Source organism: Bacillus sp. es.036 (genome assembly GCF_002563635.1).
Taxonomy (GTDB): domain Bacteria; phylum Bacillota; class Bacilli; order Bacillales; family Guptibacillaceae; genus Guptibacillus.
Window position 1 is genome coordinate 149,447 of sequence record NZ_PDIZ01000001.1, and the last position, 26,768, is coordinate 176,214.

At 40.5% G+C, this 26,768-nt stretch carries 30 protein-coding genes and 1 other annotated feature; of the genes, 21 read left to right on the forward strand and 9 right to left on the reverse strand.

Going from position 1 to position 26,768, the window contains the following annotated elements; genetic code table 11:
- Positions 1–8 precede the first annotated feature (8 nt).
- The 5 genes from ATG70_RS00760 to ATG70_RS22890 all read left to right on the forward strand — a co-directional run bounded on the left by ATG70_RS00760 (position 9) and on the right by ATG70_RS22890 (position 3,395).
- Entirely contained in the window at positions 9–668 is a 660-nt protein-coding gene (locus ATG70_RS00760; protein WP_098442492.1) for an amino acid ABC transporter permease, read from the forward strand.
- Positions 665–1,387 (forward strand): amino acid ABC transporter ATP-binding protein, encoded by a 723-nt coding sequence (locus tag ATG70_RS00765; protein ID WP_098442493.1) that lies wholly within the window; start codon positions 665–667, stop codon positions 1,385–1,387. The genes ATG70_RS00760 and ATG70_RS00765 overlap by 4 nt, the downstream gene beginning before the upstream one ends.
- 66 nt (positions 1,388–1,453) lie before the next feature.
- Positions 1,454–1,699 (forward strand) — a binding site (T-box leader).
- Positions 1,700–1,748: 49 nt separating this feature from the next.
- Complete coding sequence (locus tag ATG70_RS00770) at positions 1,749–2,753, forward strand: tryptophan--tRNA ligase (RefSeq protein WP_098442494.1); 1,005 nt, start codon at positions 1,749–1,751, stop codon at positions 2,751–2,753.
- Positions 2,754–2,817: 64 nt separating this feature from the next.
- Positions 2,818–3,051 carry a hypothetical protein gene (locus ATG70_RS22885; RefSeq protein ID WP_098442495.1) on the forward strand — a complete coding sequence of 78 codons (234 nt, stop codon included), beginning with the start codon at positions 2,818–2,820 and terminating at the stop codon, positions 3,049–3,051.
- Between the two features lie 35 nt (positions 3,052–3,086).
- Positions 3,087–3,395 carry a radical SAM protein gene (locus ATG70_RS22890; RefSeq protein ID WP_098442496.1) on the forward strand — a complete coding sequence of 103 codons (309 nt, stop codon included), beginning with the start codon at positions 3,087–3,089 and terminating at the stop codon, positions 3,393–3,395.
- Between the two features lie 68 nt (positions 3,396–3,463).
- On the opposite strand, the gene ATG70_RS00785 is transcribed toward ATG70_RS22890, so the two are convergent.
- Together ATG70_RS00785 and ATG70_RS00790 are read right to left on the reverse strand one after the other, a co-directional pair.
- Entirely contained in the window at positions 3,464–4,093 is a 630-nt protein-coding gene (locus ATG70_RS00785; RefSeq protein WP_257147568.1) for an STAS domain-containing protein, read from the reverse strand.
- Between the two features lie 9 nt (positions 4,094–4,102).
- Positions 4,103–4,306 carry a hypothetical protein gene (locus tag ATG70_RS00790; RefSeq protein ID WP_098442497.1) on the reverse strand — a complete coding sequence of 68 codons (204 nt, stop codon included), beginning with the start codon at positions 4,304–4,306 and terminating at the stop codon, positions 4,103–4,105.
- A 316-nt stretch (positions 4,307–4,622) separates the two neighbouring features.
- Here ATG70_RS00790 and ATG70_RS00795 point away from each other — a divergent pair, with 316 nt between their 5' ends.
- From ATG70_RS00795 to ATG70_RS00805, 3 genes are all read left to right on the forward strand, one after another.
- Positions 4,623–6,140 (forward strand): BCCT family transporter, encoded by a 1,518-nt coding sequence (locus ATG70_RS00795; RefSeq protein WP_098445662.1) that lies wholly within the window; start codon positions 4,623–4,625, stop codon positions 6,138–6,140.
- A gap of 108 nt (positions 6,141–6,248) precedes the next feature.
- A complete protein-coding gene (locus ATG70_RS00800; protein ID WP_098445663.1) occupies positions 6,249–6,956 on the forward strand; it encodes a peptidase E in 708 nt (235 codons plus the stop codon).
- Positions 6,957–6,958: 2 nt separating this feature from the next.
- Positions 6,959–8,047 (forward strand): hypothetical protein, encoded by a 1,089-nt coding sequence (locus ATG70_RS00805; protein ID WP_098442498.1) that lies wholly within the window; start codon positions 6,959–6,961, stop codon positions 8,045–8,047.
- Between the two features lie 102 nt (positions 8,048–8,149).
- Here the strand turns inward: ATG70_RS00805 and ATG70_RS00810 are convergent, their stop codons facing one another.
- Positions 8,150–8,974: an STAS domain-containing protein gene (locus tag ATG70_RS00810; protein WP_098442499.1), complete on the reverse strand. Its 825-nt coding sequence runs from the start codon at positions 8,972–8,974 to the stop codon at positions 8,150–8,152.
- A gap of 123 nt (positions 8,975–9,097) precedes the next feature.
- On the opposite strand from ATG70_RS00810, the gene ATG70_RS00815 reads away from it, so the two are divergent.
- Positions 9,098–9,427: a winged helix-turn-helix transcriptional regulator gene (locus tag ATG70_RS00815; RefSeq protein WP_257147569.1), complete on the forward strand. Its 330-nt coding sequence runs from the start codon at positions 9,098–9,100 to the stop codon at positions 9,425–9,427.
- 34 nt (positions 9,428–9,461) lie between these two features.
- On the opposite strand, the gene ATG70_RS00820 is transcribed toward ATG70_RS00815, so the two are convergent.
- On the reverse strand, positions 9,462–11,036 hold the full coding sequence (locus ATG70_RS00820; protein WP_098442500.1) for a peptide chain release factor 3: 1,575 nt from the start codon (positions 11,034–11,036) through the stop codon (positions 9,462–9,464).
- A 146-nt stretch (positions 11,037–11,182) separates the two neighbouring features.
- Here ATG70_RS00820 and ATG70_RS00825 point away from each other — a divergent pair, with 146 nt between their 5' ends.
- Both ATG70_RS00825 and ATG70_RS00830 read left to right on the forward strand, forming a co-directional pair.
- Positions 11,183–11,605, forward strand: coding sequence for a flavoprotein (locus tag ATG70_RS00825; protein WP_098442501.1), 423 nt, complete (start codon positions 11,183–11,185; stop codon positions 11,603–11,605).
- Between the two features lie 214 nt (positions 11,606–11,819).
- The gene (locus ATG70_RS00830) at positions 11,820–13,025 is read left to right on the forward strand and encodes an MFS transporter (RefSeq protein WP_179886125.1); all 1,206 of its coding nucleotides are present in this window, start codon (positions 11,820–11,822) and stop codon (positions 13,023–13,025) included.
- A 107-nt stretch (positions 13,026–13,132) separates the two neighbouring features.
- On the opposite strand, the gene ATG70_RS00835 is transcribed toward ATG70_RS00830, so the two are convergent.
- Positions 13,133–15,166: a sigma-54 interaction domain-containing protein gene (locus tag ATG70_RS00835; protein WP_098442502.1), complete on the reverse strand. Its 2,034-nt coding sequence runs from the start codon at positions 15,164–15,166 to the stop codon at positions 13,133–13,135.
- Positions 15,167–15,342: 176 nt separating this feature from the next.
- On the opposite strand from ATG70_RS00835, the gene yfcC reads away from it, so the two are divergent.
- Both yfcC and iadA read left to right on the forward strand, forming a co-directional pair.
- Entirely contained in the window at positions 15,343–16,854 is a 1,512-nt protein-coding gene (gene yfcC, locus ATG70_RS00840) for a putative basic amino acid antiporter YfcC (RefSeq protein WP_098442503.1), read from the forward strand.
- Between the two features lie 21 nt (positions 16,855–16,875).
- Positions 16,876–18,042 (forward strand): beta-aspartyl-peptidase, encoded by a 1,167-nt coding sequence (gene iadA, locus ATG70_RS00845; RefSeq protein WP_098442504.1) that lies wholly within the window; start codon positions 16,876–16,878, stop codon positions 18,040–18,042.
- A 50-nt stretch (positions 18,043–18,092) separates the two neighbouring features.
- On the opposite strand, the gene ATG70_RS00850 is transcribed toward iadA, so the two are convergent.
- Entirely contained in the window at positions 18,093–18,689 is a 597-nt protein-coding gene (locus ATG70_RS00850) for a ferritin-like domain-containing protein (protein ID WP_257147570.1), read from the reverse strand.
- Positions 18,690–18,763: 74 nt separating this feature from the next.
- Here ATG70_RS00850 and ATG70_RS00855 point away from each other — a divergent pair, with 74 nt between their 5' ends.
- Positions 18,764–19,429, forward strand: coding sequence for a type 1 glutamine amidotransferase domain-containing protein (locus ATG70_RS00855; RefSeq protein WP_098442505.1), 666 nt, complete (start codon positions 18,764–18,766; stop codon positions 19,427–19,429).
- Between the two features lie 64 nt (positions 19,430–19,493).
- Here ATG70_RS00855 and ATG70_RS00860 read toward each other — a convergent pair whose 3' ends face one another.
- Positions 19,494–19,775 carry a hypothetical protein gene (locus ATG70_RS00860; protein WP_098442506.1) on the reverse strand — a complete coding sequence of 94 codons (282 nt, stop codon included), beginning with the start codon at positions 19,773–19,775 and terminating at the stop codon, positions 19,494–19,496.
- Between the two features lie 140 nt (positions 19,776–19,915).
- Positions 19,916–20,674, reverse strand: coding sequence for an MBL fold metallo-hydrolase (locus ATG70_RS00865; protein WP_098442507.1), 759 nt, complete (start codon positions 20,672–20,674; stop codon positions 19,916–19,918).
- 119 nt (positions 20,675–20,793) lie between these two features.
- Between ATG70_RS00865 and ATG70_RS00870 the strand changes: the two genes are divergently transcribed.
- From ATG70_RS00870 to ATG70_RS00880, 3 genes are all read left to right on the forward strand, one after another.
- Complete coding sequence (locus ATG70_RS00870) at positions 20,794–21,246, forward strand: Lrp/AsnC family transcriptional regulator (protein WP_098442508.1); 453 nt, start codon at positions 20,794–20,796, stop codon at positions 21,244–21,246.
- 134 nt (positions 21,247–21,380) lie between these two features.
- Complete coding sequence (locus tag ATG70_RS00875) at positions 21,381–22,724, forward strand: DUF2254 domain-containing protein (protein ID WP_179886126.1); 1,344 nt, start codon at positions 21,381–21,383, stop codon at positions 22,722–22,724.
- A gap of 206 nt (positions 22,725–22,930) precedes the next feature.
- Positions 22,931–24,259, forward strand: a complete 1,329-nt coding sequence (locus tag ATG70_RS00880; protein ID WP_179886127.1) for a cyanophycinase — start codon at positions 22,931–22,933, stop codon at positions 24,257–24,259.
- Between the two features lie 44 nt (positions 24,260–24,303).
- On the opposite strand, the gene ATG70_RS00885 is transcribed toward ATG70_RS00880, so the two are convergent.
- The gene (locus ATG70_RS00885; protein ID WP_098442511.1) at positions 24,304–24,774 is read right to left on the reverse strand and encodes a nucleoside deaminase; all 471 of its coding nucleotides are present in this window, start codon (positions 24,772–24,774) and stop codon (positions 24,304–24,306) included.
- A 184-nt stretch (positions 24,775–24,958) separates the two neighbouring features.
- Here ATG70_RS00885 and ATG70_RS00890 point away from each other — a divergent pair, with 184 nt between their 5' ends.
- The 4 genes from ATG70_RS00890 to ATG70_RS00905 all read left to right on the forward strand — a co-directional run bounded on the left by ATG70_RS00890 (position 24,959) and on the right by ATG70_RS00905 (position 26,706).
- Positions 24,959–25,324, forward strand: a complete 366-nt coding sequence (locus ATG70_RS00890; RefSeq protein WP_098442512.1) for a potassium channel family protein — start codon at positions 24,959–24,961, stop codon at positions 25,322–25,324.
- 160 nt (positions 25,325–25,484) lie between these two features.
- Complete coding sequence (gene rpsN / locus ATG70_RS00895; protein ID WP_098442513.1) at positions 25,485–25,754, forward strand: 30S ribosomal protein S14; 270 nt, start codon at positions 25,485–25,487, stop codon at positions 25,752–25,754.
- A gap of 18 nt (positions 25,755–25,772) precedes the next feature.
- Positions 25,773–26,114 carry a hypothetical protein gene (locus ATG70_RS00900; RefSeq protein WP_098442514.1) on the forward strand — a complete coding sequence of 114 codons (342 nt, stop codon included), beginning with the start codon at positions 25,773–25,775 and terminating at the stop codon, positions 26,112–26,114.
- Positions 26,115–26,292: 178 nt separating this feature from the next.
- Positions 26,293–26,706 carry a MerR family transcriptional regulator gene (locus tag ATG70_RS00905; RefSeq protein ID WP_179886128.1) on the forward strand — a complete coding sequence of 138 codons (414 nt, stop codon included), beginning with the start codon at positions 26,293–26,295 and terminating at the stop codon, positions 26,704–26,706.
- Positions 26,707–26,768: the final 62 nt, after the last annotated feature.

Consider the following 26,768-nt stretch of genomic DNA (forward strand, 5'->3'; position numbering starts at 1 on the left):
GATCGAATATGGGCGTATTTTCATTTGAAATTGTTCGTGAGTATCTTCCTTTCTTTCTGAAGGGAGCTATGGTTACGGTTGGGGCGTCTTTAGCTGGGATACTAATTGGAAGCATTTTAGGATTATTTATGGGAATTGGACGAATCTCAAAATCATGGTGGATTCGCTATCCATTTATCTGGTACATCAATGCTTTTAGAGGAACGCCGTTATTCGTTCAAATACTCCTCATTCATTTCGGCTTAATTCCGTTAATTATGGAGTCAGTTAATCCACTTGTTTCTCTTATTGTTACGTTATCCTTGAATGCCACCGCATATATTGCTGAAATATTCCGCGCAGGAATTCAATCAATCGATCGAGGGCAAATGGAAGCAGCAAGATCGCTTGGCATGACGCATGTCCAGGCGATGCGACATGTGATTCTGCCACAAGCATTTAAGAGAATGATCCCTCCACTTGGCAATGAATTCATTGTGCTATTAAAGGACTCTTCTCTTGGAGCAATCATCGCAGCACCAGAATTAATGTACTGGGGTAGAGCCGCTCAAGGACAATATTATCGCGTTTGGGAACCATACTTAACTGTAGCAATCATTTACTTAATCCTTACCCTTTCGTTGACGTATTTATTGAATTACATCGAAAGGAGATTGGATACAGCATGATTAAAGTCGAACGTCTGAAGAAATCATTTGGTGATTTAGAAGTTTTGAAAGAAATTAATGTCGAAATTAAACCACAAGAAGTTGTCGTTGTGATTGGTCCATCTGGCTCGGGCAAATCTACTTTTCTAAGATGTTTAAATCTTCTAGAATCGATCACTGGTGGCAAAGTGACGATTAAGGATCAGGATTTAACAGCGAAGGGGACAAATATCAATCAAGTGCGGACGAATGTAGGAATGGTTTTTCAACAGTTTAATTTATTTCCTCACAAAACCGTTCTTGAAAACATCATGATGTCTCCCATGAAAGTGAGAAAGTGGCAACGCAAGCAAGCTGAAGAGAAGGGACTTGCTCTTCTTCGTAAGGTAGGTCTTTATGAAAAGGCACATGTTTATCCTGACTCTTTATCTGGAGGACAAAAGCAGCGCGTTGCCATTGCGAGAGCACTGGCGATGGAGCCTGAAATTATGCTGTTTGATGAACCTACTTCTGCTTTGGATCCAGAGATGGTTGGAGAAGTGCTTGAAGTGATGAAAGATTTAGCCAAAGAGGGGATGACAATGGTCGTCGTCACCCACGAAATGGGATTCGCAAAAGAAGTAGGGGATCGCGTTTTGTTTATGGACGGGGGATACATCGTCGAGGAAAATGTACCAATTGAACTATTTGAACATCCTAAGGAAGAGAGAACAAAAGCCTTTTTGAGTAAAGTGCTTTAACTAACACAATATTTGTGAAAAAAGACTTGCTCTTTTGTTCAGTAAGATTTAAGATAAGAAAAAAATAACGTTGCGATGAGGAAGAAGAGTAATCTTCAGTGACACTTTAGAGAGCTGATGGTTGGTGGGAATCAGCGTGTGCGACAGATGAATGGGCTTCTGAGCTTCCGGAACTGAACAATTTAGTATAGGATTCGGCGGAGCGTCTTACCGATACAAGAGACACCTTATCGAAATAGGTTTCTGTAGGGATAAGTGCGTTTACGTCTGTAAACGAATAAAGGTGGCACCACGGGGTCTCTCGTCCTTTTTTTAGAGGATGAGGGGCCTTTTTGTGTTGTACTTAAATGGAGGGGATCTTATGCGGAAGACGATCGTAACAGGAATTAAACCAACAGGACGTGTGCATTTAGGCAATTATATTGGTGCCATTAAACCTGCGTTAGAGCAAGCACGAAATGAGGAGCTAGACCCAGTCTATTTTGTTGCCGATTATCATGGATTAACGAAAGTTCGAGATCAGAAACAGATGCAAGAATTATCATATGGGATTGCGGCCACATGGCTTGCACTCGGGCTCGATCCGGATAAAGTTATTTTCTATCGCCAGTCAGATGTACCAGAAATTTTTGAACTATCATGGGTTCTGGCCTGTTTTACACCTAAAGGTTTGATGAATCGGGCTCATGCGTATAAAGCCATTGTCGAAAAGAATCGTAAGGAAGATCGTGAAGAGGACGAAGGAGTAAACATGGGGCTATTCACTTACCCGATCTTAATGGCTTCAGATATATTATTGTTTCAATCCCAATACGTTCCTGTAGGCAAAGACCAAATCCAACATGTAGAGATTGCACGTGATTTGGCATCAGCTTTTAACCATCAATTTGGAGAAATATTTACAATGCCGGAGCACATCGTCGATGAAAACACATCGGTGCTCCCTGGACTGGACGGTAGAAAGATGAGTAAAAGTTATCATAATACGATACCACTGTTTGAAGAGCCGTCTAAGCTTAAGAAGTTAATTAATCGTATTACAACGGATTCAACCGGGCCAACGGATCCGAAAAATCCAAACGACTCGACTGTTTTTACACTGTATAAGGAGTTTGCAAGTGAAGAACAGACGGTTAAAATGAGAAAGAGATTTGAAGAAGGAATAGGATGGGGTGAAGCGAAAAAAGAGCTTTTTCTCGTAATGAATGATTTCCTTACCGAACCACGCGAAACGTTCCGCTATTATATGTCTCACAAGGATGAACTTGACCGCATCCTTGAAGAAGGTGCAAAGAAAGCAAGGGCAAAAGCGCAACCGTTATTACATGAAGTGAAAAGAAAGCTTGGTATTCGGGGGCACACTTAACCTCTGTTTCGTTTATGCCGATAAATAGACTGAACAGATTTTTTAAAGTCGGAGGCACAGAATCATGATTGAAATGTCAGGACAGTACAATTGGTGGATCGTTTTACTGTCTTTAATAAAAGTAAAGAAACATACGGTTAAGAGCTGGGAGCATTTTGCTGATTTAGCACTAGAGGGGAAAACATTAACAAAAGAACAGGCTTTAACGATTTTATCATCATCAGACGAGCAGTTATTACCCCTTTTACATGCGGCTTTTAGAGTACGAAAGCGCTTCAAAAGAAGCGATGCATCGTAAAGCAGGCACTTACTGTATCGTTATGAGTGGACGCGGTGCAACTAGATAACGTGATAAGTGCCGTCGAGCATATAAAGTCAGAAATGCCGCTAAAGATTTGTGCGTGTCTCGGTATTCTCTCTGAAGAACAAAAAGAGCGGTTAAAACAGGCAGGGGTCGATCGTTATAATCATAATGTTAATACAAGTATAGGGTACCATGAGAAGGTTACCTCAACACATACATATGGTCATCGTGTAAAAACGGTAGAAAATGTGAAAAGATCTGGGCTCTCACCTATGTCATACACATCCTCAACTGTTTCTCCCATGCCAATAATGCAACCCGAGCCGATCATCAGATGATAGAGGATCTTGGATTTGAAATTGAATCATAGACAAAAAGGACTGCCTTTACTTACGGGCGGTCCTTTTTAGTGCTTAATAAGCTCGTATCCAATCCAATTTAAGGCCTGTTGAAGGTTTGATTTCACTACAATTTGATCGAAATCACTCGTGGCATGAACCGCTTTAATCGCAAGTTCTGGACGAATACCGGTTACAATCATCTGAACACCGATCAACTTAAGAGATTGTCCAATCTTTAGCAAGTTTGTTGCACTTTCAGTATGAATATTGACCAGCCCTGATAAGTCGAAGATCAAGTAGTCAAGCTGATTTTTTGCACTCTCAGCAAGTGCTCTTTCCATTAATCGTTCCGTTCGTATCTCGTTCACGTCACCAATAATTGGAAGAATCGCCACTTCCTCTGAGATAGGAACAACAGGGACAGAAAGGGACTCTATTTCTGTATTCGCTCTCTCTAATTCAAGAACATTCCCTAAAAGATTGGCCATCGCTTTAAATAAATCAATATGGTCCTGGGTATAGTGAAATGGTTTTAAATCAAGTCCGCATAACGTACCGTAATTATCGCCATTTCGGTAATAAATTGGTGCTCCGATTAACGAGCCACCACCAAGGTTTTTCGTTACTTCCATATCTTTTGTTGAATCGTGAGTAGCTAAATCATCAATGATAAGGGGTTCACGACCGCCTTTCACAATGAATTGTCAGTAAGAATCTCGATATAGGGTTTCAAAACCTGATTCGAGAACCATTTCATCTCTGTTAAAAGAAGAAATAATATCGACATCCGTTTTATCATTTTTTGCTATAAAAAAAGTATTAACACCTACAAATTTACTGATAACCTCTAGTACATCTCTCGAAGCATCCTCGATCGAAGTATAGGTAGGAGTATTTGACTGAATCACTTCATTCACCTCTCTTCATAAGACCTTATAACACTTATGTCTCTATAGTATCGTATCATTGATAGGATAGATATGAAAAAATAAATCACTATTAATGGAAAACGATTCTTATTAGAAAGAATTGTGCTTGAAATAAATTTTCATTCATTTTAAATTTATAGCTTAAATGTTGATGAATAGGGTAAAAGAAGAAAAGAGAATTTAGAACTTACATAATGGTAGACGAAATTTTCGCGAAAAATGAAGAGAGATCTGAATGTTTTCAATCTGCTTCGTTCGTTATACATAGGAAGTTCATTTTTTGAGAGGTGAGTTAATGAAAAAAGCAACACTTGTTTTTTGGTATAGTCTCATTGTTTGTACGTTAGTTGTGTTATGGGGAGCGATCTGGCCAGAGCATTTACAGTCAGTAACGTCCACAGCAACAGCTTTCATATCAAGTCGATTTGGATGGTATTATCTCCTTATCATCATGGGGATTCTTGTTTTTTGTGTGTACTTGATTTTTTCCAGATTTAAAGACATTAAACTTGGCGGCAAAGATGATCAACCTGAATTCAGCTTACCTACATGGTTTGCGATGCTGTTCAGTGCAGGCATGGGAATGGGAATGGTATTCTGGACGACGGCAGAGCCAATATCCCATGCGTTTAAAAGCAGCCCCAGTGGCGAATTAGGAACGGATAAAGCGATTGTCGAATCACTTCAGTACTCCTTTTTTCACTGGGGTGTTCACGCCTGGGCTGTCTATGCCCTTGTTGCGCTTGTATTAGCTTATTTTAAATTCCATAAAGGGTATCCGGGATTAATTAGTGCTACACTAACGCCTTTGTTTGGAGAAAAACGAATGCAAGGGTCGCTCGGACACATGATCGACACGCTTGCTGTTGTTGCGACAGTTATAGGTGTTGCGGCAACGCTTGGCTTCGGATCAGCACAAATTAATCAAGGACTGAAGTTTTTATTTGATGCTCCAGCAAACTTCTCAGTTCAGCTGCTCATTCTCGTGATTTCAACCGTGTTGTTTATTGCTTCGGCATGGTCTGGGTTAAAAAGAGGAATTAAATATTTAAGTAATATTAATATGATTCTCGGCTTTGCTCTTATGATTCTTCTCCTTATTGTCGGACCAACGCTATATATTATGAATATGTTTACTGGATCTTTAGGTGGTTACATATCGAACTTTTTCGATATGAGTTTTCACATTGAACCCATCAACAACGATCAGCGCTCATGGGTTGATAGTTGGACGATTTTTTACTGGGCATGGTGGATTTCATGGTCCCCTTTCGTTGGAATCTTTATTGCGAGAATTTCAAGGGGGCGTACGATAAAAGAATTTATGCTTGGTGTATTATTTGTTCCTTCGATCGTCTGCTTCATTTTCTTTGCGGTCTTTGGAGTCTCAGCTCTCGACTTGCAACAAAGTGGAATTGCAACGATTTCCGATTATTCGATTGAGACGGCAACATTTGCTGTTTTACAAGAGTACCCTCTTGGTACATTAATGTCGTTTATTACGATTTTTGTTATCGCGATTTTCTTTATTACATCAGCAGATTCGGCAACATTTGTATTAGGAATGCTTAGTACATCAGGATCATTGAATCCTTCAGCAGTGATTAAGATTGTATGGGGCTTATCGCTTTCTGCCATGGCAGCAATCATCGTCTACTTCGGTGGAACGCAAGGCTTGCAAAATATGCTAATCCTTGCCGCTTTACCATTTTCAGTCGTTGTCCTAATGATGGGTTATTCCTTCTATCGAGCGGCGAGTAAAGAAGTATTATCGAAAAGAAAAAGAGCAAAAACACAAAAAGAAGCGGTGTAATAAGATGAAAAAGCTGTGTTCCTCTAGGGGGACGCAGCTTTTTTGCAGGAAAAAAGGAGAAGATCGGGAATTTCTTAATGAAAGGTGACTATGGAAGGAATGAGGAAGTTGAAGCAAATTATCGCGATGGGTGGCGGAGGTTTTTCAATGGAACCCGACAACCCGCTATTGGATCGCTATATCTTAAAGCAAGCTATCAGCAAGCAACCGAAAATCTGTTTTATCCCGACTGCTAGCGGTGATGCAGATGGATACATAACAAAATTCTATACCTTTTTTGAGAAGCAGATATGCGTGCCGTCTCATCTCTCCTTATTTAAACCACATGTGAAAGATATCGAAGGCTTCTTGTTAAGTCAGGATATTCTGTATGTAGGGGGAGGAAACACAAAAAATCTTCTCGTCCTCTGGAAAGAATGGGGACTTGATCAAGTAATGAGGAAAGCATGGGAGCAAGGCATTGTTTCAGCCGGAATAAGCGCAGGGGCGATCTGCTGGTTTGAAGAAGGGGTCACGGATTCATTTGGAGATGAGCTTCACGCGCTGGATTGTCTTGGCTTTCTACCAGGGAGTAGCTGTCCTCACTTTGATGGAGAAGAGAAGCGACGATCTGCCTATCATGATTTGATTGATTCAGGTCACTTGCAACCAGGAATAGCGCTCGACGATGGAGCAGCTGTTCATTATGTGGACGATTCGATGAAGGTGGTCGTAAGTTCACGAAAAGAAGCGTATGCCTATAAAGTTGAGAGACTGCAGGTGGGTGAAGAGCGGTTGAAGACAGTTTATCTCGGAAATGAAAAGGAGAATACATAAAGATGAAATTCCTTGCTACACAAAATGTTTCAGAAGTTGATCTGATGAATCAAGCTTTAGCAAATGAAGGGTTACGTCCTTTATCGGATCACGGTGAAATCCAACTCTTGGGAGAAGGTGCCTGGCACTTTGCCTTTTTTCTGGAGAAGGAACAGCTCGTTCTCCGGATTCCTAAGAAAGTGGCCTATGAGAAAGAGGTCCATTTCCAACAAAAAGAGTTAACGACAGAGTATGCTGCAACAAAAGCTTTTTATCAACATGCTAATCGAGCAAAAGAAGGCGTATGTCCTGAGTTCTTTACATTTTTCGTTCAACCAGAATTAACGTATACGTTAGAATCGTACTTGGGGAAATCTGATAAACTTAGTGATTTGACAACAAACCAATCACGTCAATATGGAAGGGAATTAGGAGACTTTTTTCTCGCTCTAGCATCGATGGAATCTCCCTATAATGGGATTGGGTACTTGAAGTGTGATCAGAATGGTAAGTTAAAAGGTGAGCTAGATATGGATCAAAAAGAGTTCGTTATGGAAGAGACGAGGGAGTATGTTGAGGAGTTAAATCTTTTGCTTGCAAGCGACTATATTTTTGATAAGCAAAGAGTTGAAGCAGTTGGAAGAGAGCTGATCTCTGCTCGTTCCTTAAGCGGTGAAAAAATAACGTTTACGAATCAAGATACATCTCCTGAAAACCTGATCTTTTCAGAAGGTGGCCTTAAGATGCTTGATCCGTATCCCCTTCTTTCTCCAGGTGTTTCGCTAGCTGCGAATCACGTTTTCAATTACCATTATCTCTTTCCTTCTCTTCATAACACGCTTAGATACCGGAAAGGGAATTATCTTCAATCTCTTCCGCAATTAAGAGCTAACGCTGAAGGGTTTAAAAAAGCCTATACTGTCCGTTCGAACCAGGATAACCTGCACATTGAAGTTTTCTTAAAGCTTGTTACGATGACTTATACTCATTATCAGTTAATAAATGAAACATCATTACGTCGTGAACAGGTGATTCGTTATGGTACGCAAGCGCAAATTGAAGAGCGATTCTTCTATTTTTTAAAACAGCTTGAGCAATTTCCTGAATGGTAGAGCAAAGAGGAAAACCTTTCTTTTTTAAACTCAAATTTAAAAACCACACCGAAGTGTAGTTTTAATTTGAGGGTATGATCTCATGTCAGTCGAATAGGTGATCTATCCTTCCAACATTCCAAGAGATTTTAAAGCGCCTTCTAAATTCTGTTTAATTGTAAGGGATTGCAAATCAATTCCCAATGAGACAACGCCGATTGCAACTTCAGAACTAACCCCAGTTACAATGATATCCACACCCATTACTTCTAGTGAATCAACGATTTTGAAGAGGTGTTGGGTCATCATTGTATCAAGTGTTGCGACACCCGATAGGTCAAGAATAAGAGAGCGAATCTTTTTTGCACTGGATTCCATTAATGTTCGTTCAAGAATAAGATTTGCGCGTTTTTCATCAATTTCTCCGATGATTGGGCAAATCGCTACACGAGAAGATAGTTTAATAATTGGTACAGATAATGCATCATCTTGATAGTATTCTGATCGAAGGCTATTTGTTTTTTGTGTTAAATAGCTTTCGGTAAAATGATGAATGAAATAATCAATCAACGGATCGACGATTTTTGTAATGGCAATGATGTCTGAAACCGTAAGCGAGAAAGTATGCTGATTCTCTTCTATATAACTAAGAAGCGATTGTTTAACGGTTGAAATGCTCATTAACACCGTATCCAAATAAGCGGGAATAGCATCCATTTCTTTAAAGCTTGAAATGTGCTCTGTTGGATAAGAAACTTCTTCAGCTTCAATCGATTCACCTAATGGTACGATGATCTGTTCGGTAAATGTGTAAGGCACAATGTCTGGAAGACCCTGTTCTTTGACGGAAATTTCGATTTGATGCCGAGCGTTTGCTGCGATTTGATCTATGTTTTGTAGGATGGATTGCCCTATAGATTGGACATTGTGTGATATGTTTTCGGACATAGAAACTCCCCTCTAACTTTGTAGTTAACTTATGATAAAATAAGGTTATTATATGCTATCTTACTACAATGAACGTTTTTGTGAAGAAGTATATTACTATATACCTGGAGGTGCAGGGGGAATTTGAACAAATCCGTGGAGGATATGAAGACGACGCTTGATGTAGTCTGTGGGAAGTGGAAAGCCGTTTTGCTGCTAGAATTAGTGGAGGAGCCTCTTCGATTTAGTGAGATAAAAAAGGCGATCCCACGCATTCCTCATCAAACGTTAATTAAACATCTCAAAGAACTGGAGCAGGATGGATTAATTAACAGAGTAGAATCGGATGATGTACCGCCAAAAGTCGAGTATTCGTTAACTTCATATGGTTATGCTCTTGAACCATTGCTTCAAGAAATGGAAAAATGGGGAAGAGTTCACCGCTCTCGTTCCGAAGAAACGATTGCAAACTAAAAGGAACGTGCAGATGCACGTTCCTTTTGTATGTTTATCTTGACTCTCTTAGAGGAATATCTGGATTTTTATCCTGGAACCATCTAAGCGCAAAGTCGTTTTGGAACAGAAGAACAGGACGCTTAAGCTGATCGTAAACAAGCATATTACGAACGCTGTCTACTTTCTCTTCTGGATTATCCGTTTCAATCCATCTTGCATGCTGATGCGGCATTGTATCAAATTGAATATCGACGTTGTATTCACCTTTCATGCGATATTCAAAAATCTCAAACTGTAGACGTCCTACTACACCAATGACGATCTCATCCCAGTGAGCGGTACGATAGACTTGGATAGCACCTTCTTCTGAAAGCTGCTGAACCCCTTTGTAGAAATGCTTCTGCTTCATCGCTTTTTGGGCACGAACCTTCGCGAAATGCTCTGGTGGGAAAGTTGGTAGGGCACCGAAGGAATAGACGTTTTTCGAACCAACAAGTGTGTCACCGATTTGATACGTTCCTGAATCATAGAGTCCAACAATATCACCAGGGTATGCTTTTTCTACATTGCCTCGAGAGGAGGCGAAGAAAAGTTGACCTTGTGATAGCTTCAAGCTTTTTGCTGTACGCTCAAGCCAAGCTTCCATTCCTTTTTCAAATGTACCTGACACGATACGTAAGAATGCCACGCGGTCACGGTGAGCCGGATTCATGTTTGCTTGAATTTTAAAGATAAACCCTGAGAACGTTTCGTCATCTGGCTTTACTTCCCCTTCAGAGCTCTCACGAGGTGCTGGAGAAGGAGCTAGATCAAGAAAGTGGTTTAAGAATGTAGGCACACCAAAGCTTGAGATCGCACTTCCGAAGAAGACAGGCGTTTGCTTACCAGATTGAAGGGCTTCTTCGCTATATGTTGCGCCAGCTTCGTCAAGTAGCATCACGTCTTCTTGTAGCTGATTCACAAGTTCTTCACCGGCTTTTTGTTTAAGGACAGGGTCATCAAGATCTGAAATTTGGATCGCCTGTTTGTTGTCGCCTTCTGTATCATAAAATTCGACTGCTTTTTGATGACGATCATAAACCCCCTGGAACGATTGACCGATACCAATTGGCCAGTTCATCGGATAGGACTCAATGCCTAGAACATCTTCAATTTCTTCAAGTAGCTCAAGCGGTTCGCGACCCTGCCGATCCATTTTATTAATGAAGGTAAAAATCGGAATGCCGTGCTCACTAACAACTTTAAAGAGCTTCTTTGTTTGTGACTCCACCCCTTTAGCAGCATCGATAATCATGACCACGCTATCAACGGCAAGGAGGGTGCGGTACGTATCTTCACTAAAATCTTCGTGTCCTGGTGTATCTAGAATGTTAATGGTATGACCTTTGTAGTTGAAGTTCATTACACTGGATGTAACGGAAATACCACGCTGTTTCTCGATTTCCATCCAGTCAGATGTGGCATACTTAGATGATTTTCGAGATTTAACGGTTCCGGTTGAGCGAATCTGTCCACCTAAAAACAACAGTTTCTCAGTTAATGTTGTTTTACCAGCATCGGGGTGAGAGATGATCGCAAAGGTTCGTCTCTTCTTTATTTCTTCTTGTAATTCTTTATGGTTACTCATTATGTCATTTAGTCCTTTCAAAATCACTTCTTATGTAATATAACATATTCTTACGGTTGTTCCTATTGCTTAAAGGGTACGAAAAGAGAGAGAAGGGATTCCGCGAACGGAGCATGAATATGTAAGAGAAAGGAGAGGGAAATAGTATGAGTGGATTTCAAGAATTTTTGGATGATTTTCTATCAAGCTGGCAGAACTCTTCATTAGATGAAATGAAGGTTAAAATAAGCGATTCGTATCAGGCGAGAGAGATCTCCAGTCAATCTGAATTATACGATTTTGGATATGATGAATCGATTGAAGGCTGGGATCAAGCGTTTACGTCCTTTCAAAAAGATGGGACGAAGTGGATTCTAAAGAAGCTGGCCGTTACCCCACTTCGAAGAAATGAAATGCTTGCGATTATCTTTGCTTCTATTGAAGTAGATGGCAAACAAAGTGAAACGGGAAATGTCTTTTTTAATACATTTCGAAAAGAAGTACAAGGAAATTGGAAGCTGGTTAGAAGTTACATTGAAGCCGGGATTCCAGGTGAACATGTAAACGCGTTTGATTTAAAAAAAGAATAGAACACGAACTTAGAACCTCTCGCTAAAATTTAGTGGGAGGTTTTTTGGTGTGCAGCTCTTGATTTGAGCCATTAGGAACTTGTAGGTGCCTATATTACAACAAAGTACGTACTTCTATTATTGTCTAGAAGATTGCATAATCAGTTGTACCGCCGAAAAGGGAGGCGCCTCCCTTTAATCTCGGCACTAAAAAATTCAAGGAGGAATTCGCTTTATGAGTTCTGAAACACATACAATGTCACATTCGAAAGAAAAATCAAGTGGTACTCTTGCTCTTTTAGCCCTCGCTATTAGTGCATTTGGAATTGGAACAACCGAGTTTGTTCCTGTTGGTCTTCTTTCTTCTATTGCAGATGACTTATCGATTTCAATTACACTGGCTGGCCTGCTGATTTCAGGCTACGCCATAGGGGTAGCCATTGGAGCTCCGGTTCTAACGGCTTTAACTGGAAAAATGAATCGAAAAACGCTCCTTATGTCCTTAATGGTCGTCTTTATCATCGGTAACCTTGTAGCGGGGATATCCACATCGTTCGGTTTATTACTCGTCGCCAGGTTTATTACCGCTTTTTCACACGGAATCTTCTTTTCAATTGGTTCAACAATTGCAGCAGACCTCGTTCCAGAAAATAAGCGCGCAAGTGCGATTGCCTTTATGTTTACAGGATTAACCGTTGCCACAGTGACGGGAGTTCCACTTGGTACGTTTATTGGACAAGCGTTTGGTTGGAGAGCAACATTTCTTGGCGTTGCCTTACTAGGTGTGATTGGGATTATCGCGAGTGCGATTCTCGTTCCAAAAGATTTGAAAGAAGCACCACCAGCGAAATTTAGTGAACAGGTGAAGATCTTAACGAACGGAAAACTACTATTAGCTTTTGCAATTACAGCACTAGGTTACGGTGGTACGTTTGTTGCCTTTACGTATTTAGCGCCGCTCCTTGAAGATGTGACAGGGTTTAGTGCGAAATTTGTTAGTGTCATTTTACTTGTGTATGGTGTGGCCGTTGCGATTGGGAATATGATTGGCGGTAAAGCGTCGAATAAAAATCCATTAAAAGCGTTATTCTGGATGTTTGTCCTGCAAGCGATCATTCTTTTCGTAATGACATTTGCACTCCCATTCAAAGTGGCGGGGATTATATCAATCTTCTTTATGGGATTGTTTGCTTTTATGAACGTTCCTGGATTGCAAGTACTTGTTGTTAACCTTGCTGAAAAGTATGTTCCTTCAGGGGTAAACGTAGCATCCGCACTTAATATCGCAGCATTTAACGTTGGGATTGCGATTGGGTCATTTGTTGGTGGGGTCATCGTTGATTCAATTGGGTTAATCCACACCCCGTGGATTGGTGGCATTATGGTTGTAGGAGCGGTCGCTCTTACAGGTTGGCTTCGTGCGAAGGAAAGAAAAGCGTAGAAAGGCTAAATGCTTTTTTTAATTAGTTAATTTTTTGTTGCGTTCCATATGAAGGAATTATGGATGATTTCGTTTCGTTAATTAATGAAAGCCGTTAGGGAATCTCCTTAACGGCTTTTGTTGTGTAACTTAAGCTGAGCTAAATACTGCTCGCCTTCCAATGTAATTTGTGTTCCTGTACGTCCACGTCCTTTTACAATATACCCCTTGTTTTCCAGATCGTTTAATCGCAGTCTGATTTGCTGAGGAGAGAGAGGGTGAGATAAAGTAGCGCTTTCTTTAGAAAGTAAATCTCGACTTGCTGTTTTGCCTTCATCATTTCGGTCTTTCATGATCTGCAAGATGACGTAATGATCCTTCGCATCGATGCTACTTACTGGAAGTGTCGCTGGCTTCTCGTTCATTGGTTCTAAGCGATGATGAGGGAGGTCATCAAGTGTAATCGTAGAGCCGCCTGAGACCACAAGCGCGTAATCAATCATGCTTTTCAGCTCGCGAATATTTCCTGGCCAATGATGAGCCATAAACGCTTCAATCACTTGTTGGTCCACTTTCATCCACGTGCCGCTTTTTGTAACAAAATAGTTTGTGAGTGATTGAATGTCGCTCAAACGTTCACGAAGTGGAGGGATCGCAAGTTGAAGGACATTTAATCGGTAAAATAAATCCGAGCGAAACGTACCTTCTGTAATTTTTTGTTCAAGTTTTTTATTTGTAGCGGCAATGACTCTTACATTAATCGGCGTAATTTTTCTACCACCAATCCTTCTAATTTCTTTTTCCTGAAGAACGCGCAGTAAGTGGGCTTGGACCGTTGGACTAATATCACCAATCTCATCGAGGAAAATCGTTCCGTTATCTGCAAGCTCAAATAGTCCTTTCTTTCCACCGCGCTGAGCTCCTGTAAATGTGCCTTCCTCATACCCAAATAATTCACTCTCTAAAAGACTTTCCGTCAAAGCGCTACAATTAATCGCGATAAACGGTCCGTTTTTTCGAAGAGAGTTACGGTGAATCGCATGCGCGAAAAGTTCTTTACCAACGCCTGTTTCTCCGTTAATCAAAACAGGGTGCTCAGCGATGGCGAGCTTTTTTGCGATACGAACGCGTTCAAGAAGGAGGGGGTGCTCACCAAGAATATCTTCGAAGTCATATTTTGCAGCGAATCCTTTCTTGTGCTGCTCTCGCTGTGCCGTTTTTTCAATTTCAAACGCCTGGTTGACGCTCTTAAAAGTAACAACTGTGGTATGTTCCTCTGGGATTGATTGACGAAAGGCGACAACATCTACCCCGTTCATTGAAACGAATTTATTTTCCTCTAATCCATTAATGATAAAATCTTGAAGATCGGTATCCACTACATATGAAAGATCACGACCAATGACAGCTTTGGCGGGCATCTGGAAGAGTGCCTCAAGTCGGTGGTTAAACAAGGTAATCTCTCTTTCTTTATTGATGGCTAGAATACCATCATCGACGGTATTAACGACATTTTGATAATGTTCTGTTGTTTGAAGCGCCTCTTTCTCAGCACCAAGAATCTTGCGGTGTAAGACGATCATACTTCGAATGTAGCGCTCGGAAACTTTGGAAGAAACGGAATCGTCCAGTTGAAAATAATCCATTACTTTAATAATCGTCGCCATATCAAAAGGTCTTACTCCGATATCAATGATTTGAGGAATATAAGATGGGCATAAGTGCGTTTCGCCAGGAGAAACGGCTACGTGAATATTGTCGTAAAACATTTGTCCTCGTTTAAATGGAAGAAACGTCACGTGGTTAATGCCAAGTTGGTAGAGTGATTCAATAACATCAACTGTGGACGGATCGTCATCATTCACCATTAAGACTCTTTCGCCATGCGGAATCGTAAGGAGACGATCGATATAGTCATGGCGAATGGTTCGTTTGCCTACAATGGATTCTTTTCCTGAGATGTTACTTATCGTAGCAGCTTCCGTTTTAGTTGCTTCGGAAGAATACAAGATAACGTGATCTTCAAGTTGATGTGGTAACGATTCGTCAATCGCAAAAGCTCTTACGACGATGTAATCGCCGGCCAACTGATGCAATTGATCATAGAGTACTTTTTTCGTTTGGGTACTTCCGGCAATTAGCGTTAAGGTAGGTCGCTCCAAGTGGTTCACATCTTTTCTATTTTTGGTTTTATTGTAACACCGATAAGAACTTAAAAGAACCAATTCCGATCTTTATTTAATGATTTTTCGGACAATTCATATCTTCATCAAGTTGGCATGAAACTTGCTTCTCTATAGAGTAGGTAATGATGATTAAATCGGAAAGAAGGGGAAGTATGGAACAAGAAAAGAGAAAAAAAGAAATGAAGATGCCTCATACGTTTGTGATTGTATTTTTTGTCGTACTTGCTGCTGCTGCTTTAACGTACTTTATTCCAAAAGGAACGTTTGAAACGGAGGATGTAACGTATGTACAGCAGGGAGAGGAGCAAACGAAAACGGTTCTTGTCCCGGACAGTTTCAAGTATGTAACGGACGATGGTGGAGATGCGGTCCGAGAAGGGGTTTCACTATTTGAGCCTTATGGTGGTGCGGGTTTTCTTAATTATGTGTTCGAAGGGCTAGTATCAGGAGATAAATGGGGATCTGCTGTAGGTGTTGTCGCTTTTATCTTAATTATTGGTGGTGCATTTGGGATCATCATGCGCACAAAGGCGATTGATCAAGGAATTCTCTCCATTATTGATAAAACAAAGGGTCGAGAAGTGCTTATTATTCCGATTATGTTCTTTTTATTTTCGCTTGGTGGGGCAGTTTTTGGTATGGGGGAAGAGGCGATTGCCTTTGCGATGATACTCATACCACTTGTCGTAGCTCTCGGGTATGACGCTATTACAGGGGTAATGATAACGTATGTTGCAACACAAATTGGATTTGCCACTTCGTGGATGAACCCGTTTAGCGTAGCGATTGCTCAGGGAGTATCCGGCATTCCAGTTTTGTCAGGGTCACCATTCCGAATGGTAATGTGGGGAGTTTTTACGATTATAGGTATTGCGTACACAATGTGGTATGCGAATGGTGTTCGTAAGGATCCAAGGAAATCGCTTAGTACAGATGCGAATCGCTACTTTAGGGAGTACAATCAGAATCAAGACCTAGCTACCAAATTTACGCTTGGCCATGGACTTGTTGTCCTCACCCTTGTAGCAGGAATTGGCTGGATTATATGGGGTGTTATTGAACATGCTTATTACATTCCGGAGATTGCAACACAGTTCTTTACAATTGGGATCATTGCTGGTGTGATTGCTGTGATCTTTAAGTTAAATGGCATGACAGTAAATGATATTGCAGAGGGCTTTACAGACGGTGCAAAAGATTTGCTTCCGGCCGCGTTAATCGTTGGGATGGCCAAAGGAATTGTGATTATTCTTGGTGGCGATGCTGCTGGTGAACCTTCTGTATTAAATACAATGTTATATAGTGCAGGAAATTTAGTTGATGATTTTCCAGCTGCGCTATCAGCGTGGTTTATGTTTGTCTTCCAGTCTGTCTTTAATTTCTTTGTCGTTTCTGGAAGTGGGCAAGCGGCCCTCACAATGCCTCTTATGGCCCCACTCTCTGATATTGCAGGGGTTACGCGTCAGGTTGCTGTTCTAGCTTTCCAGCTAGGGGACGGACTGACAAACATTATTGTTCCTACATCAGCGGCGCTAATGGGTACACTTGGTGCAGCTAGAATGGATTGGGGTACGTGGTTTAAATTTATTATTAAGTTTCAAATTGTGCTGTTTGTTCTCGCGTCTGTCTTTGTGATTACAGCTTCGCTCATGAACTTCCAGTAACAACCGTTTGGAGGAAAGACAATGTTTACAGTCATAAGAAATGCCGAGATTTATGCGCCGGATCATATAGGTAAGAAAGATATGCTAATCGCGTTTGATAAAATCGCGATGATTGAGGATCAAATTAAACTACCTGATTCGATTCCACATGAAGTAATCGATGCGATTGGGAAGATGATCTTTCCGGGATTCATTGACTCTCACGTTCACATTACAGGTGGTGGCGGTGAAGGAAGTTATCGAACAAGGACACCGGAATTAACGTTATCGAAAGCGACGAGTGCTGGGGTAACGACGATTGTTGGAGTGATTGGAACAGATGGCACAACACGTACAATGCCTGACCTCATTGCAAAAGCGCGAGGACTAGAAGAAGAAGGCATTACGTGCTATGTGCATACAGGAAGTTATCAAGTACCGGTAAAAACGTTAACTGGAAAAATTGAGGATGACATTATCCTGATTGATCGCGTGATCGGAGCGGGAGAGATTGCGATTAGTGATCATCGCTCTTCTCAGCCAACGGTAGAAGAAATGGCCAAGATCGCTTCGGCTGCAAGAATTGGTGGAATGCTTTCTGGAAAAGCGGGCATCGTCAATATTCATCTTGGGGACAGTCCGTCTAAACTATCGCTCCTTGAGCAAGTGGTGGAGACGACGGATATCCCGATTAAGACGTTTCACCCAACGCATATCAATCGGACAGAAGAACTTTTCGAAGCCGGGGTCGCCTATGCGAAAAAAGGTGGGAACATTGATTTCACGACAAGTACCATTCCTCAATTTCTTGAAGAAGGCGAAGTGAAATGCAGTACGGGGTTGAAGCGTGCTCTTGAGGCTGGTGTTCCCGTTGAGCGGATTACGTTTACATCAGACGGACAAGCAAGTTTACCTGCTTTTAATGCTTCAGGTGAGTTTGAAGGGCTACAGATCGGTTCTGTGGCTTCACTTTATAAAGAAGTGCGAGATGCTATTGTTGAAGATGGCGTACCGATTTCGGATGCGATTAAAGTGATAACGAAAAATCCGGCATCGCTATTGAAGTTAAGTCAAAAAGGTGAGATTGCGGTGGAGAAAGATGCGGACCTTGTGATCGTAGACTCGGATTTTCAGATTGATACTGTTTTTGCGAGAGGACGGAAGATGGTTGAAGCACAAGAGTGTCTTGTAAAAGGAACATTTGAATAGAATCGGAACGAAGCGATCCCCCTCATTTCTAAGTGAGGGGGATCGTTTATTCATTGATACTGACTTAAGCCTTGCTTGAATGCAGCCAGATGGTTTTTTGAAGCGTCTCCAAGCCTGACCATGACGGATTGTACATCCTGCGGCAGATCAGGCAAATTAGCTAATTTTTGGTACATGGCAATGTTATCAATTTCTCCTTGTACGCCAGCTTCGAACGCTTCTTTGAGCGTTTTTGGTGTTGTTGTATACTGACTAGCCTTATTTTCTGGAACGCTAATGTTGTACCTTGTAAATAAGGGAAGAAGTGCAGTGATGTGCCTTTGTTCTGCCACTTTTATTTGCGTAAAGGGTCTAATCTCGCCATATTCTTTAATAATGTCATCGTATCGCGCCTGAGCGAGGTATTCATCTTCCAATGCATAAGTTAATGCTTCTTCAAGCGTAATAGAAGAGTCTTGTAATGCTCCTTTTGCACCGTAGTTTTCTGGAAGTGCTTCTGCCTTGACTTCAAGAAGATTGAAGTTGAAGAAAATAAAGCTGATGATCGCAACAATCGCAACTTTTTTCACTTTACTCACCTTGCCTTTTTGTTGATTAACCTTCCTATAAAGGTGGAGTTTTATGTAATTTTTATCAGTCGAAGTCATTTTGTTTGATTTCCCTTTAAGAACAGCTTATGATCTTAACTGTAAAGTTCATAATTACAGTAGGAGGAACAGTCATGAGCAAACGTATATTAATGGTTGTTACAACCGCAGATACAATGAATGAAGGACATAAAACAGGTTTATGGTTATCGGAGTTTGGGGAAGCGTATGTCGAATTTGAAAAGCGTGGTTATCAAATCACAGTGGCAAGTCCTCTTGGCGGAAAAGCGCCTGTTGATGAACGGAGTCTTGAAGGTGGAGAAACACCTCAAAAAATTCTAGATACTGCGAAATACCTTGAAGATACAGAGAAGCTAGAAAAAATTGTTGGTGCATCTACTTTTGATGCGATCTTTATGCCTGGTGGACATGGCACAATGTTCGATCTTCCAGAAAATGATAAGCTCCAGCACTTGATTCGTGAATTTTATGAGTCCAACAAAATTGTTGCTTCTGTCTGCCATGGTCCTGCTGGGCTTGTTGGTGTTACTCTCTCTGATGGTACGCCATTAGTTTCAGGTAAAACAATGACGGCGTTCACAGACGATGAAGAAAGAGAGACAACTCTTGATCAATTCATGCCTTTCTTGCTTGAATCACGCCTTCGTTTACTAGGTGCCAATGTTGTGACGAAAGAGAACTGGGCTGAGCATATGCAGATTGATGGAAATTTAATTACTGGTCAAAATCCTCAATCTACCACAATGGTTGCAAAGGAAGTTACAAAAAAACTAAGTTAACTTATTAATGATTAGCAAGATAAGCGAAAAGGACTCCAATATGGAGTCCTTTTCGTATTTATTCTTACTCTTTCTCTTTTTTCTTTCCAAATACTTTTTTAGATGCGCCTTTCATAATATTTGAAGCCGTATCCACTGACTTTCCAACTACTTTATTCCCTGTTTTACTTACATTTTTGACAAAGTCAGTGGAAGCATCAGCGGCTTTACCAACAAGGCCACCTTCTCCGCTTACTGACTTTACAATATCGTTCGCTGTGTCAGCGGATTTATTCACAAGATCACTTGCGGCTTTAGATGTCTTCTTTACGAGGTTTTCTTCCTTCGTTGAATTTTTTTCAGACATCGCAATCCCCTCCCTAAGCGAATTTGATACATCTCTATGCTTATGAAATGGATTGTTCGAATATGTAATGGATTTTTCAGATAGGAGTTATTTAGGAGCGAAAAAAAGAAATAAACCCGCATATGCTGCGGGTTTGTGCTTTAAAATGACAGGGTTTGACCGTCGTCAGGAATGAGAACTTTATTAAGAAGATCTTTTTCTTTGATGAATTGCTTTAATTCGTCCCGTGTTAACAGACAGTGATTGAGTGACTCCATATGCACGGCAATGATCGTTGCATCTGGCGCTTCTTGATACGTTTGCACGACGTTTTCTTTTGTCATTGTAATGGGACCACCTTCAAGAAATTGGGCAGCACCAGCATTCACTACAATGATTTCTGGTTTATGTTTCTGAATCGCTTCTTGAACATCTTCGTTGAAAAGAGTATCTCCAGCAATATAAACGGTTTTTTCATTTGGATGTGAAAATGATAGTCCGGATACTTTTCCCGTCTGCTTTAAAATTTCACCTGCTCCGTGCTTCCCGTCTGTACGTGATATAGTAACATCTGCAAAAGAGGATTCTATCTCAAGGGAAACGACGTTTGGAAAACCTTCTTCTTTTATCACTTCGACATCTTCTTGGTTTTGCGCATAGATCAGGATCTCTTTTGGAAGAACCTGTTTCGCTTTCTCGTCAAAGTGGTCAGGATGCAGGTGAGTGACGATCACTGCGTCAACATCAACGATTTCATTGATTGATGTTGGTAAATCGACAGTAGGGTTTGAAAGGTGCTGGTTTGCTGTGTTTGGGAAAGGCGGCATTGCTCCTTTATCAGATAGGAATGGATCAATTAGAAATTTTTTATCAGCATAATGAAGAACGATTGTTGCGTTACGAACAAATTGAATTTTCATTGTATCTTCCTCCTTTTGATCTGGGTCTCTTATAGGATAATATAGATGTGGACAAGGAATACATAGATGAATTCAAGTCTTTAAGATAAGATACTTGAATTGTGAAAGGAGTTGATGGAATGATCGATCAAACGGACCTACGGATTATTAAAGAATTAACGAAGAACGGTCGCATCACAATGAAAGAGCTTGGTGAAAAAGTTCATTTAACGGGTCAGGCCGCTTCATCTCGAGTGTTGAGATTAGAAGAAGAAGGTATTATAGAAGGTTACTCAATTAAAGTAGATAAGTCGAAAATGGGTTACGCTGTGCACTGTTTTCTGACGATCTACACCCGAAACATTCCTCACACCACATATCTTTCTTATATCAAGACAAAAGAAGAATATGTTCTCAAAAACTATAAAATCAGTGGTGATGGATGTTATTTGCTAGAATGTCGTTTTCCTTCCAATAAAGAACTTGATGAATTTCTTGTTCAATTAAATGAGCACGTGAATTATAAACTGTCGATTGTGATTAACGAAGCAGCCGCTAGTCTTGATAATCTCCAAATTAAATGGAAACATTAAAAAAAGGTTTGTTTACTTCTTTCCAGGGTAGTAAGAAGAAGTATTTAAAACTTTGAGGAACGGTGGCTACTATGGGGTTCATTTACTATATAAAGAAATATTTAAAAATGTCGAGGCGACAGCGGAAAAGCGAATTGAACTCAACCATTTGGTTTATGCCGTTTTGGTATATTGTTGGAGCGATCGCTCTTTCTGCTTTTACCTATTATCTCGATTATGTGGTGGATGTTAGCTTATATTTACCGATCGGGATCGGTTTCAGTGGACAGACACTGCAGGTGCTTCTAAGTGCACTCGTTGGAGGGGTGCTAACGTTAAGTGCCTTTACACTTAACTCTTTGCTCGTCGCACTCACGACGTTTAGCGGTCAGTTCTCTTCCAAAATGCTAGTAAACTTCGTCAGTGACCGGGCAACCCAACACGTACTTGGTATCTTTAATGGAAGTTTTATTTATGTACTCTTAAACTTTTTATATGTGACACATGGGGAAGAGGAATACGTTGTTGCGACACCGGTATTATCCATTCTGACAGCTATTACAGCTGCGGTAACCTTTATTTATTTTATCAACCATACAGCAACCTGGATGCAAGTTCATAACATCAGTTTTAATATGAATGTTAAGTCGAAATCCGTGCAGGCTTCCCTAGAAAAAGAATTAAACTCTTACCATCTTGAGAAGGAAGTGGAAAGTGAATCTCTTCCTCTTGAGTCTGATGGAAAGGTAATGAAAACAAGTCAATCTGGTTATTTTCAAGTCGCTGACTTTGCGAAACTTATTAAACAAGCGAATAAAGACAACTGCCTTTTAAGGTTTGATGTTAGAATTGGCGAATTTGTAGTAGAAGGAACGCCGCTACTTACTTATTGGGAATATGGACAAAGCATAAATCCTGAACGCTACGTTAAGTCTATTGAGATCGGAGTAAAACGTACAGAAATTCAAGATTTGGAGTATGGATTAATGAAGCTTGCCGAAGTAGCGATCAAGGCTTTAGGCCATAATGACCCGCTTACGGTTACGAATACAATTCATCAAATTGCTGATTTGTTGAAAAGCATTGGACAGTCTACGAACTTTTCTCCCTATCTTTTCGATCAGGAAGAGGAGCTTCGCGTTATCTTAAATCAAAAGAATTTTCCTTATTACCTTCATAAGGGATTCGCATCTATTCGTGAGTATGCAAATCAAAATTCTACAGTGATGACGGAGCTTTTAACGATGATCTCCCTTCTAAGTAAAACGTTGGATAAGGATGTACACGAAGATCTATGGGAATTTGCCCGCCAGACGATTTTAGGATTTGATAACTATAGTCTGTATGAAAATGATTGTTTGTATATTTTAGAGCAACTGTCCGATCTTGCTAAAAACACAGGCAATCAGGAGGATTATCTTTTCTTGCTTGAATATATGCTCCAGAGAGTTAGTTCAAAGAGTGCCTCTAAGGTGCTGAATAATCCTAATAAGGAATAACCATAGGCTATTTTAGCAATATGGCGGTAACATACATGATGAGCATTTTCCTATAAGGAATTTGCTCATTTTTTAGGTTGTTTTTGGGTCGGTTAAACAACCAGATAAACGTGACCAAAAGAAACTGGCCTTTACATTACGGTGTTCCTCAGTTGGAATGAAACTTGCATAATAGTTTGATAACAATGAAAAAGGGAGTGTGGAAGTTGGGAAAATGGAAGCATGTTATCGCTGTTACAGCAATGCTCGCAGTTTGTATGGTGTTAGTCATCCTAGGGAAGCAGTTGGAAACGAATGCCACTGGCGCAAATGAAACAAAAGGATCACTGGTAATAGTAGGAGGGGCTTTAAGCCCGGATAATGAAGAAGTATATGACTCGTTTCTTTCATTAGGGATGGATTATCGAAACAAGACAAAGGATAAATTGAAAATTGGCATTATGCCAACTGCCAGTGCAACGCCAATAGAAAGTGCATCTTCTTACAAAGCAGACTTCGTACGCTATGGTGTTAGTGAGGAGAATATTGATATTCTACCTATTGCTGTAAGTGATGATCCGTCTACAGAAGAAGATGAATCGAAGTGGAATGATGGTGCATACAATGAAGATCTTGCTGACAAAGTGAAGAAGTATGATGCAATTTGGTTTGTAGGGGGGAATCAGTTAGATTATACGAAGACTCTTATAAATGATGGGGAGGACACTCCTGTCTTAGCTTCAATCAGAGAGACCTATCAAGATGGTGCCGTTTTAGGTGGTTCTAGTGCTGGGGCAGCGATTATGAGTGATCCGATGATTGGCGCAGGGACAAGCTCTGGTGCGCTAAATGAAGGGGTCACCTATGAAGATAACTATGGTGATGCTGATGACAATCGCGTTTTCCTTACACAAGGGCTTGGTTTCTTTGAGGGGGGTACGGTTGATCAGCACTTTGTGAAGCGTGGCCGCTTTGGGCGACTAATCGTTGGGGCATGGGATGCTGGTAACGAAATGGGCTACGGTATTGACGAAAACAGTGCAATGATTGTTCATAATGACGATCAATCAATTGAAGTTGTTGGAGAAAGTGGGCTTGTCGTCGTTGATCTTTCTAATGCTAAGAAAACAACAGATTTTCCGACGGCGATGAAAGATGTGAACATTAGCTACATTGAAAAAGGAGATCGGTATTTCTGGGAATCAAAAACGTATGAGATCAACGAGGACAAACCGCTTATCGAACTACCTTATTATCCGGAAAGCGCTACGAATACAGGGATTTTTGGTGAAGATGCACTAAAACAAGTTCTTACGTATGATCTCGTTGATAGTGACTCCAATGAAGCGATCGGCCTCGCTTATGAACTGACTGGCGACAAGAGAGGAGAAGGGTTTAAGCTTGTCTTCTCAGAAACGAGACAAACGAAAGGGTACTGGGGGAAAATCAACGGCGAAGAATCTTATGCGGCGATTAACGTTTCCCTTGATGTAACACCAATGAAAGTGAAGTTAAAAATCGATAAAGTAAATGAAAAGAAAATGGAAAAATTTTAGAAGTTCGTTTATGAAAAGAAGGATGTGCCAACGCACATCCTTCTTTAGTATTCTACTCGTTCGCCATGTTTTTGCCAGTTTTGAAAAGGCTCGTTCTTTTCTTTCATCTCAATATGATGGAACGGGATGGTTCTATGTTCAGGTTTTTTCTCGATTTCATCATAGATGACAGCATCATCAAATCCGGCATCGGCAGCTTCGTGTCTTGAAGCTGCGAAGTAAACGCGATCAGGCCGTGACCAGTAAATGGCGCCAAGGCACATTGGACATGGTTCACAGCTTGCGTAAATGACACAGCCGTCAAGCTGATGCGTCCCGAGTTTTTGGCAGGCGTTTCGAATAGCGACAACTTCTGCATGAGCAGTTGGATCGTGGTCGCTTGTCACTTGATTGAACCCTTCCCCAATCACAACGCCATCTTTTACAACGATAGCCCCAAATGGACCACCACGATAATCTGTAACACTTTTTGATGCTAACTGAATGGCATGTGTGAGCCAATCTTTCTCTGTCATTTCACCACACTCCTATCTAATAGGTATTAGACATATCTATCATCATTCCCTTTCAGCTTAGAAAATTTCAGGGAAAGAGCCGAAAAATAATAAATCGGTAGTCTCGTTTATAAGTAGTGATATGCTAAAATCAGTTTTAGGCTATCGCTGTCTGTGATAGACCTTCATTCAACAGGAGGTTTATATGATTTCCTTTCTTCTGACGTTAAAGAGAATGCTATCCGCATTATGGTGGGCTATTAAAGATAAAGAATTTCAGGTGCTATTCTTTTTAACAACGATCACCCTCGTCTCAGGAACGATTTTCTATCACACGGTAGAGAGTTGGTCTGTGTTAGATTCGCTGTATTTTAGTGTTGTTACTCTAACGACCGTAGGCTTTGGTGATTTTAGTCCACAAACCGATTTTGGTAAGATTTTTACTATCTTATATTTGTTTACTGGAATTGGCCTTATTTTAGGATTCATTAATAAGCTTGCTTTACATATGGGAAGAAGTAAATCAAGAAAACAAGATGAACGTGAAAGGAAGGGCTTAAACAAAAGGTAATCTCTTCCGAAGTTCTCTTTCTTGCGTTATAACGAATAGAGGCTTATAATACAAAACGTAATTATTACGATTTATGAAAAGTGATTGATCATTATAAGTTGTGGATAACTGCTTAGTGCTCAAATCGCAACGATTATAATAGAGAAAGGAATGCATTTATTTGGCTAAGAAGTCGAAAGTAGTAAAAGAACAAAAGCGTCAGGAGCTCGTCTTGAAATATGCTGAGCTTCGTCAGGAGTTGAAAGCGAAAGGTGATTATGAAGCTATGCGTAAATTGCCACGTGATTCTTCACCAACTCGGTTAAATAATCGCTGTGAAGTGACTGGTCGTCCGAAGGGGTACTTACGAAAATTTAAAATGTCTAGGATTGCGTTTCGTGAATATGCTCATAAGGGGCAGATCCCTGGAGTGAAGAAGTCAAGCTGGTAAAAGGGTAGGGGAAGATGAATGGAGTGCAATGAATATTTATTGAAGATGCTCGTTCGTGATATCGTGGCAAAACTCCCGGAGAAGGAGAAAGCCCTCTATCAGTTCATTGATGAATTAGAAGTAAGGTTGATTGAAGCGGCTGCAACACCCGATCAATACCTGAACCTTCTAAAAAAATATTCTCCTTATCATGAAGCAGCGAATCAATTTGACATCTCTCCATATAAGGCGAGAACAATGATGCATCGAATTGAATGGAAAATTGCCGCGAAATTGGAAGAGAAACTTCAGCATATCAAGTGGTTGGAGCACCCTTCTCACGGAAAAAGAGTGAAAAAAGGATATCTAGTGTTTAAATGAAAAGAGCTGCGAATCATTGATGTATTCGCAGCTCTTTTTAAGTTCACAATCACGCTGTTTTTTCATCAATACCCTTATAACACAGTGAACGGATCAAAAAACGAAGAGGAAGTATAACGTTCTACTGTACAGTTCACGCATTTTAACTTAAAATGATGGTGAGGTGATCAATCTTGGGGTGTTGTTAAAAATAGGGGAGTTAGCTGAATTGTGCCATGTTTCGAAACGGACAGTTGACTATTATACCAAAATGGGATTATTGCAGTGTGAGCGCTCGGAAACGAATTATCGCTTCTATGGGGCAGATGCGATTGATGATATTAAATTCATTGAACAATGCAAAGAAATGCAAATGACGTTAAATCAAATCCAACAACGTCTAACGGTAAAAAAGTCTAGTCAAGTTGATACAGAAATGATTCATAGTCAGGTGAAACAAGTAATTGATAAAATGGAATATTTAGGGGCAGAATTAAAGGACATTTACGAAAATGTTGAGAAATTAGATGAAGAAGCTCAAACGAAGATTAAGAAAAATCTTTCGCCTCAAACTGTCGCACTTATTCAATCGTTACTTCTTTACTCAACTTGACCGGGTGAAAAGTAGAAATGCAATTTTAAAAAAGTTAGGATAAACAACAACTCAGGAGAGTG

Coding starts and splice junctions, on each gene's coding strand:
- ATG70_RS00760 (WP_098442492.1), top strand. CDS start 9: ATGGGCGTATTTTCATTTGAAATTGTTCGTGAGTATCTTCCTTTCTTT.
- ATG70_RS00765 (WP_098442493.1), top strand. CDS start 665: ATGATTAAAGTCGAACGTCTGAAGAAATCATTTGGTGATTTAGAAGTT.
- ATG70_RS00770 (WP_098442494.1), top strand. CDS start 1,749: ATGCGGAAGACGATCGTAACAGGAATTAAACCAACAGGACGTGTGCAT.
- ATG70_RS22885 (WP_098442495.1), top strand. CDS start 2,818: ATGATTGAAATGTCAGGACAGTACAATTGGTGGATCGTTTTACTGTCT.
- ATG70_RS00795 (WP_098445662.1), top strand. CDS start 4,623: ATGAAAAAAGCAACACTTGTTTTTTGGTATAGTCTCATTGTTTGTACG.
- ATG70_RS00805 (WP_098442498.1), top strand. CDS start 6,959: ATGAAATTCCTTGCTACACAAAATGTTTCAGAAGTTGATCTGATGAAT.
- ATG70_RS00810 (WP_098442499.1), bottom strand. CDS start 8,974: ATGTCCGAAAACATATCACACAATGTCCAATCTATAGGGCAATCCATC.
- ATG70_RS00820 (WP_098442500.1), bottom strand. CDS start 11,036: ATGAGTAACCATAAAGAATTACAAGAAGAAATAAAGAAGAGACGAACC.
- ATG70_RS00825 (WP_098442501.1), top strand. CDS start 11,183: ATGAGTGGATTTCAAGAATTTTTGGATGATTTTCTATCAAGCTGGCAG.
- ATG70_RS00830 (WP_179886125.1), top strand. CDS start 11,820: ATGAGTTCTGAAACACATACAATGTCACATTCGAAAGAAAAATCAAGT.
- yfcC (WP_098442503.1), top strand. CDS start 15,343: ATGGAACAAGAAAAGAGAAAAAAAGAAATGAAGATGCCTCATACGTTT.
- iadA (WP_098442504.1), top strand. CDS start 16,876: ATGTTTACAGTCATAAGAAATGCCGAGATTTATGCGCCGGATCATATA.
- ATG70_RS00850 (WP_257147570.1), bottom strand. CDS start 18,689: ATGACTTCGACTGATAAAAATTACATAAAACTCCACCTTTATAGGAAG.
- ATG70_RS00855 (WP_098442505.1), top strand. CDS start 18,764: ATGAGCAAACGTATATTAATGGTTGTTACAACCGCAGATACAATGAAT.
- ATG70_RS00860 (WP_098442506.1), bottom strand. CDS start 19,775: ATGTCTGAAAAAAATTCAACGAAGGAAGAAAACCTCGTAAAGAAGACA.
- ATG70_RS00865 (WP_098442507.1), bottom strand. CDS start 20,674: ATGAAAATTCAATTTGTTCGTAACGCAACAATCGTTCTTCATTATGCT.
- ATG70_RS00870 (WP_098442508.1), top strand. CDS start 20,794: ATGATCGATCAAACGGACCTACGGATTATTAAAGAATTAACGAAGAAC.
- ATG70_RS00885 (WP_098442511.1), bottom strand. CDS start 24,774: ATGACAGAGAAAGATTGGCTCACACATGCCATTCAGTTAGCATCAAAA.
- ATG70_RS00890 (WP_098442512.1), top strand. CDS start 24,959: ATGATTTCCTTTCTTCTGACGTTAAAGAGAATGCTATCCGCATTATGG.
- ATG70_RS00900 (WP_098442514.1), top strand. CDS start 25,773: ATGGAGTGCAATGAATATTTATTGAAGATGCTCGTTCGTGATATCGTG.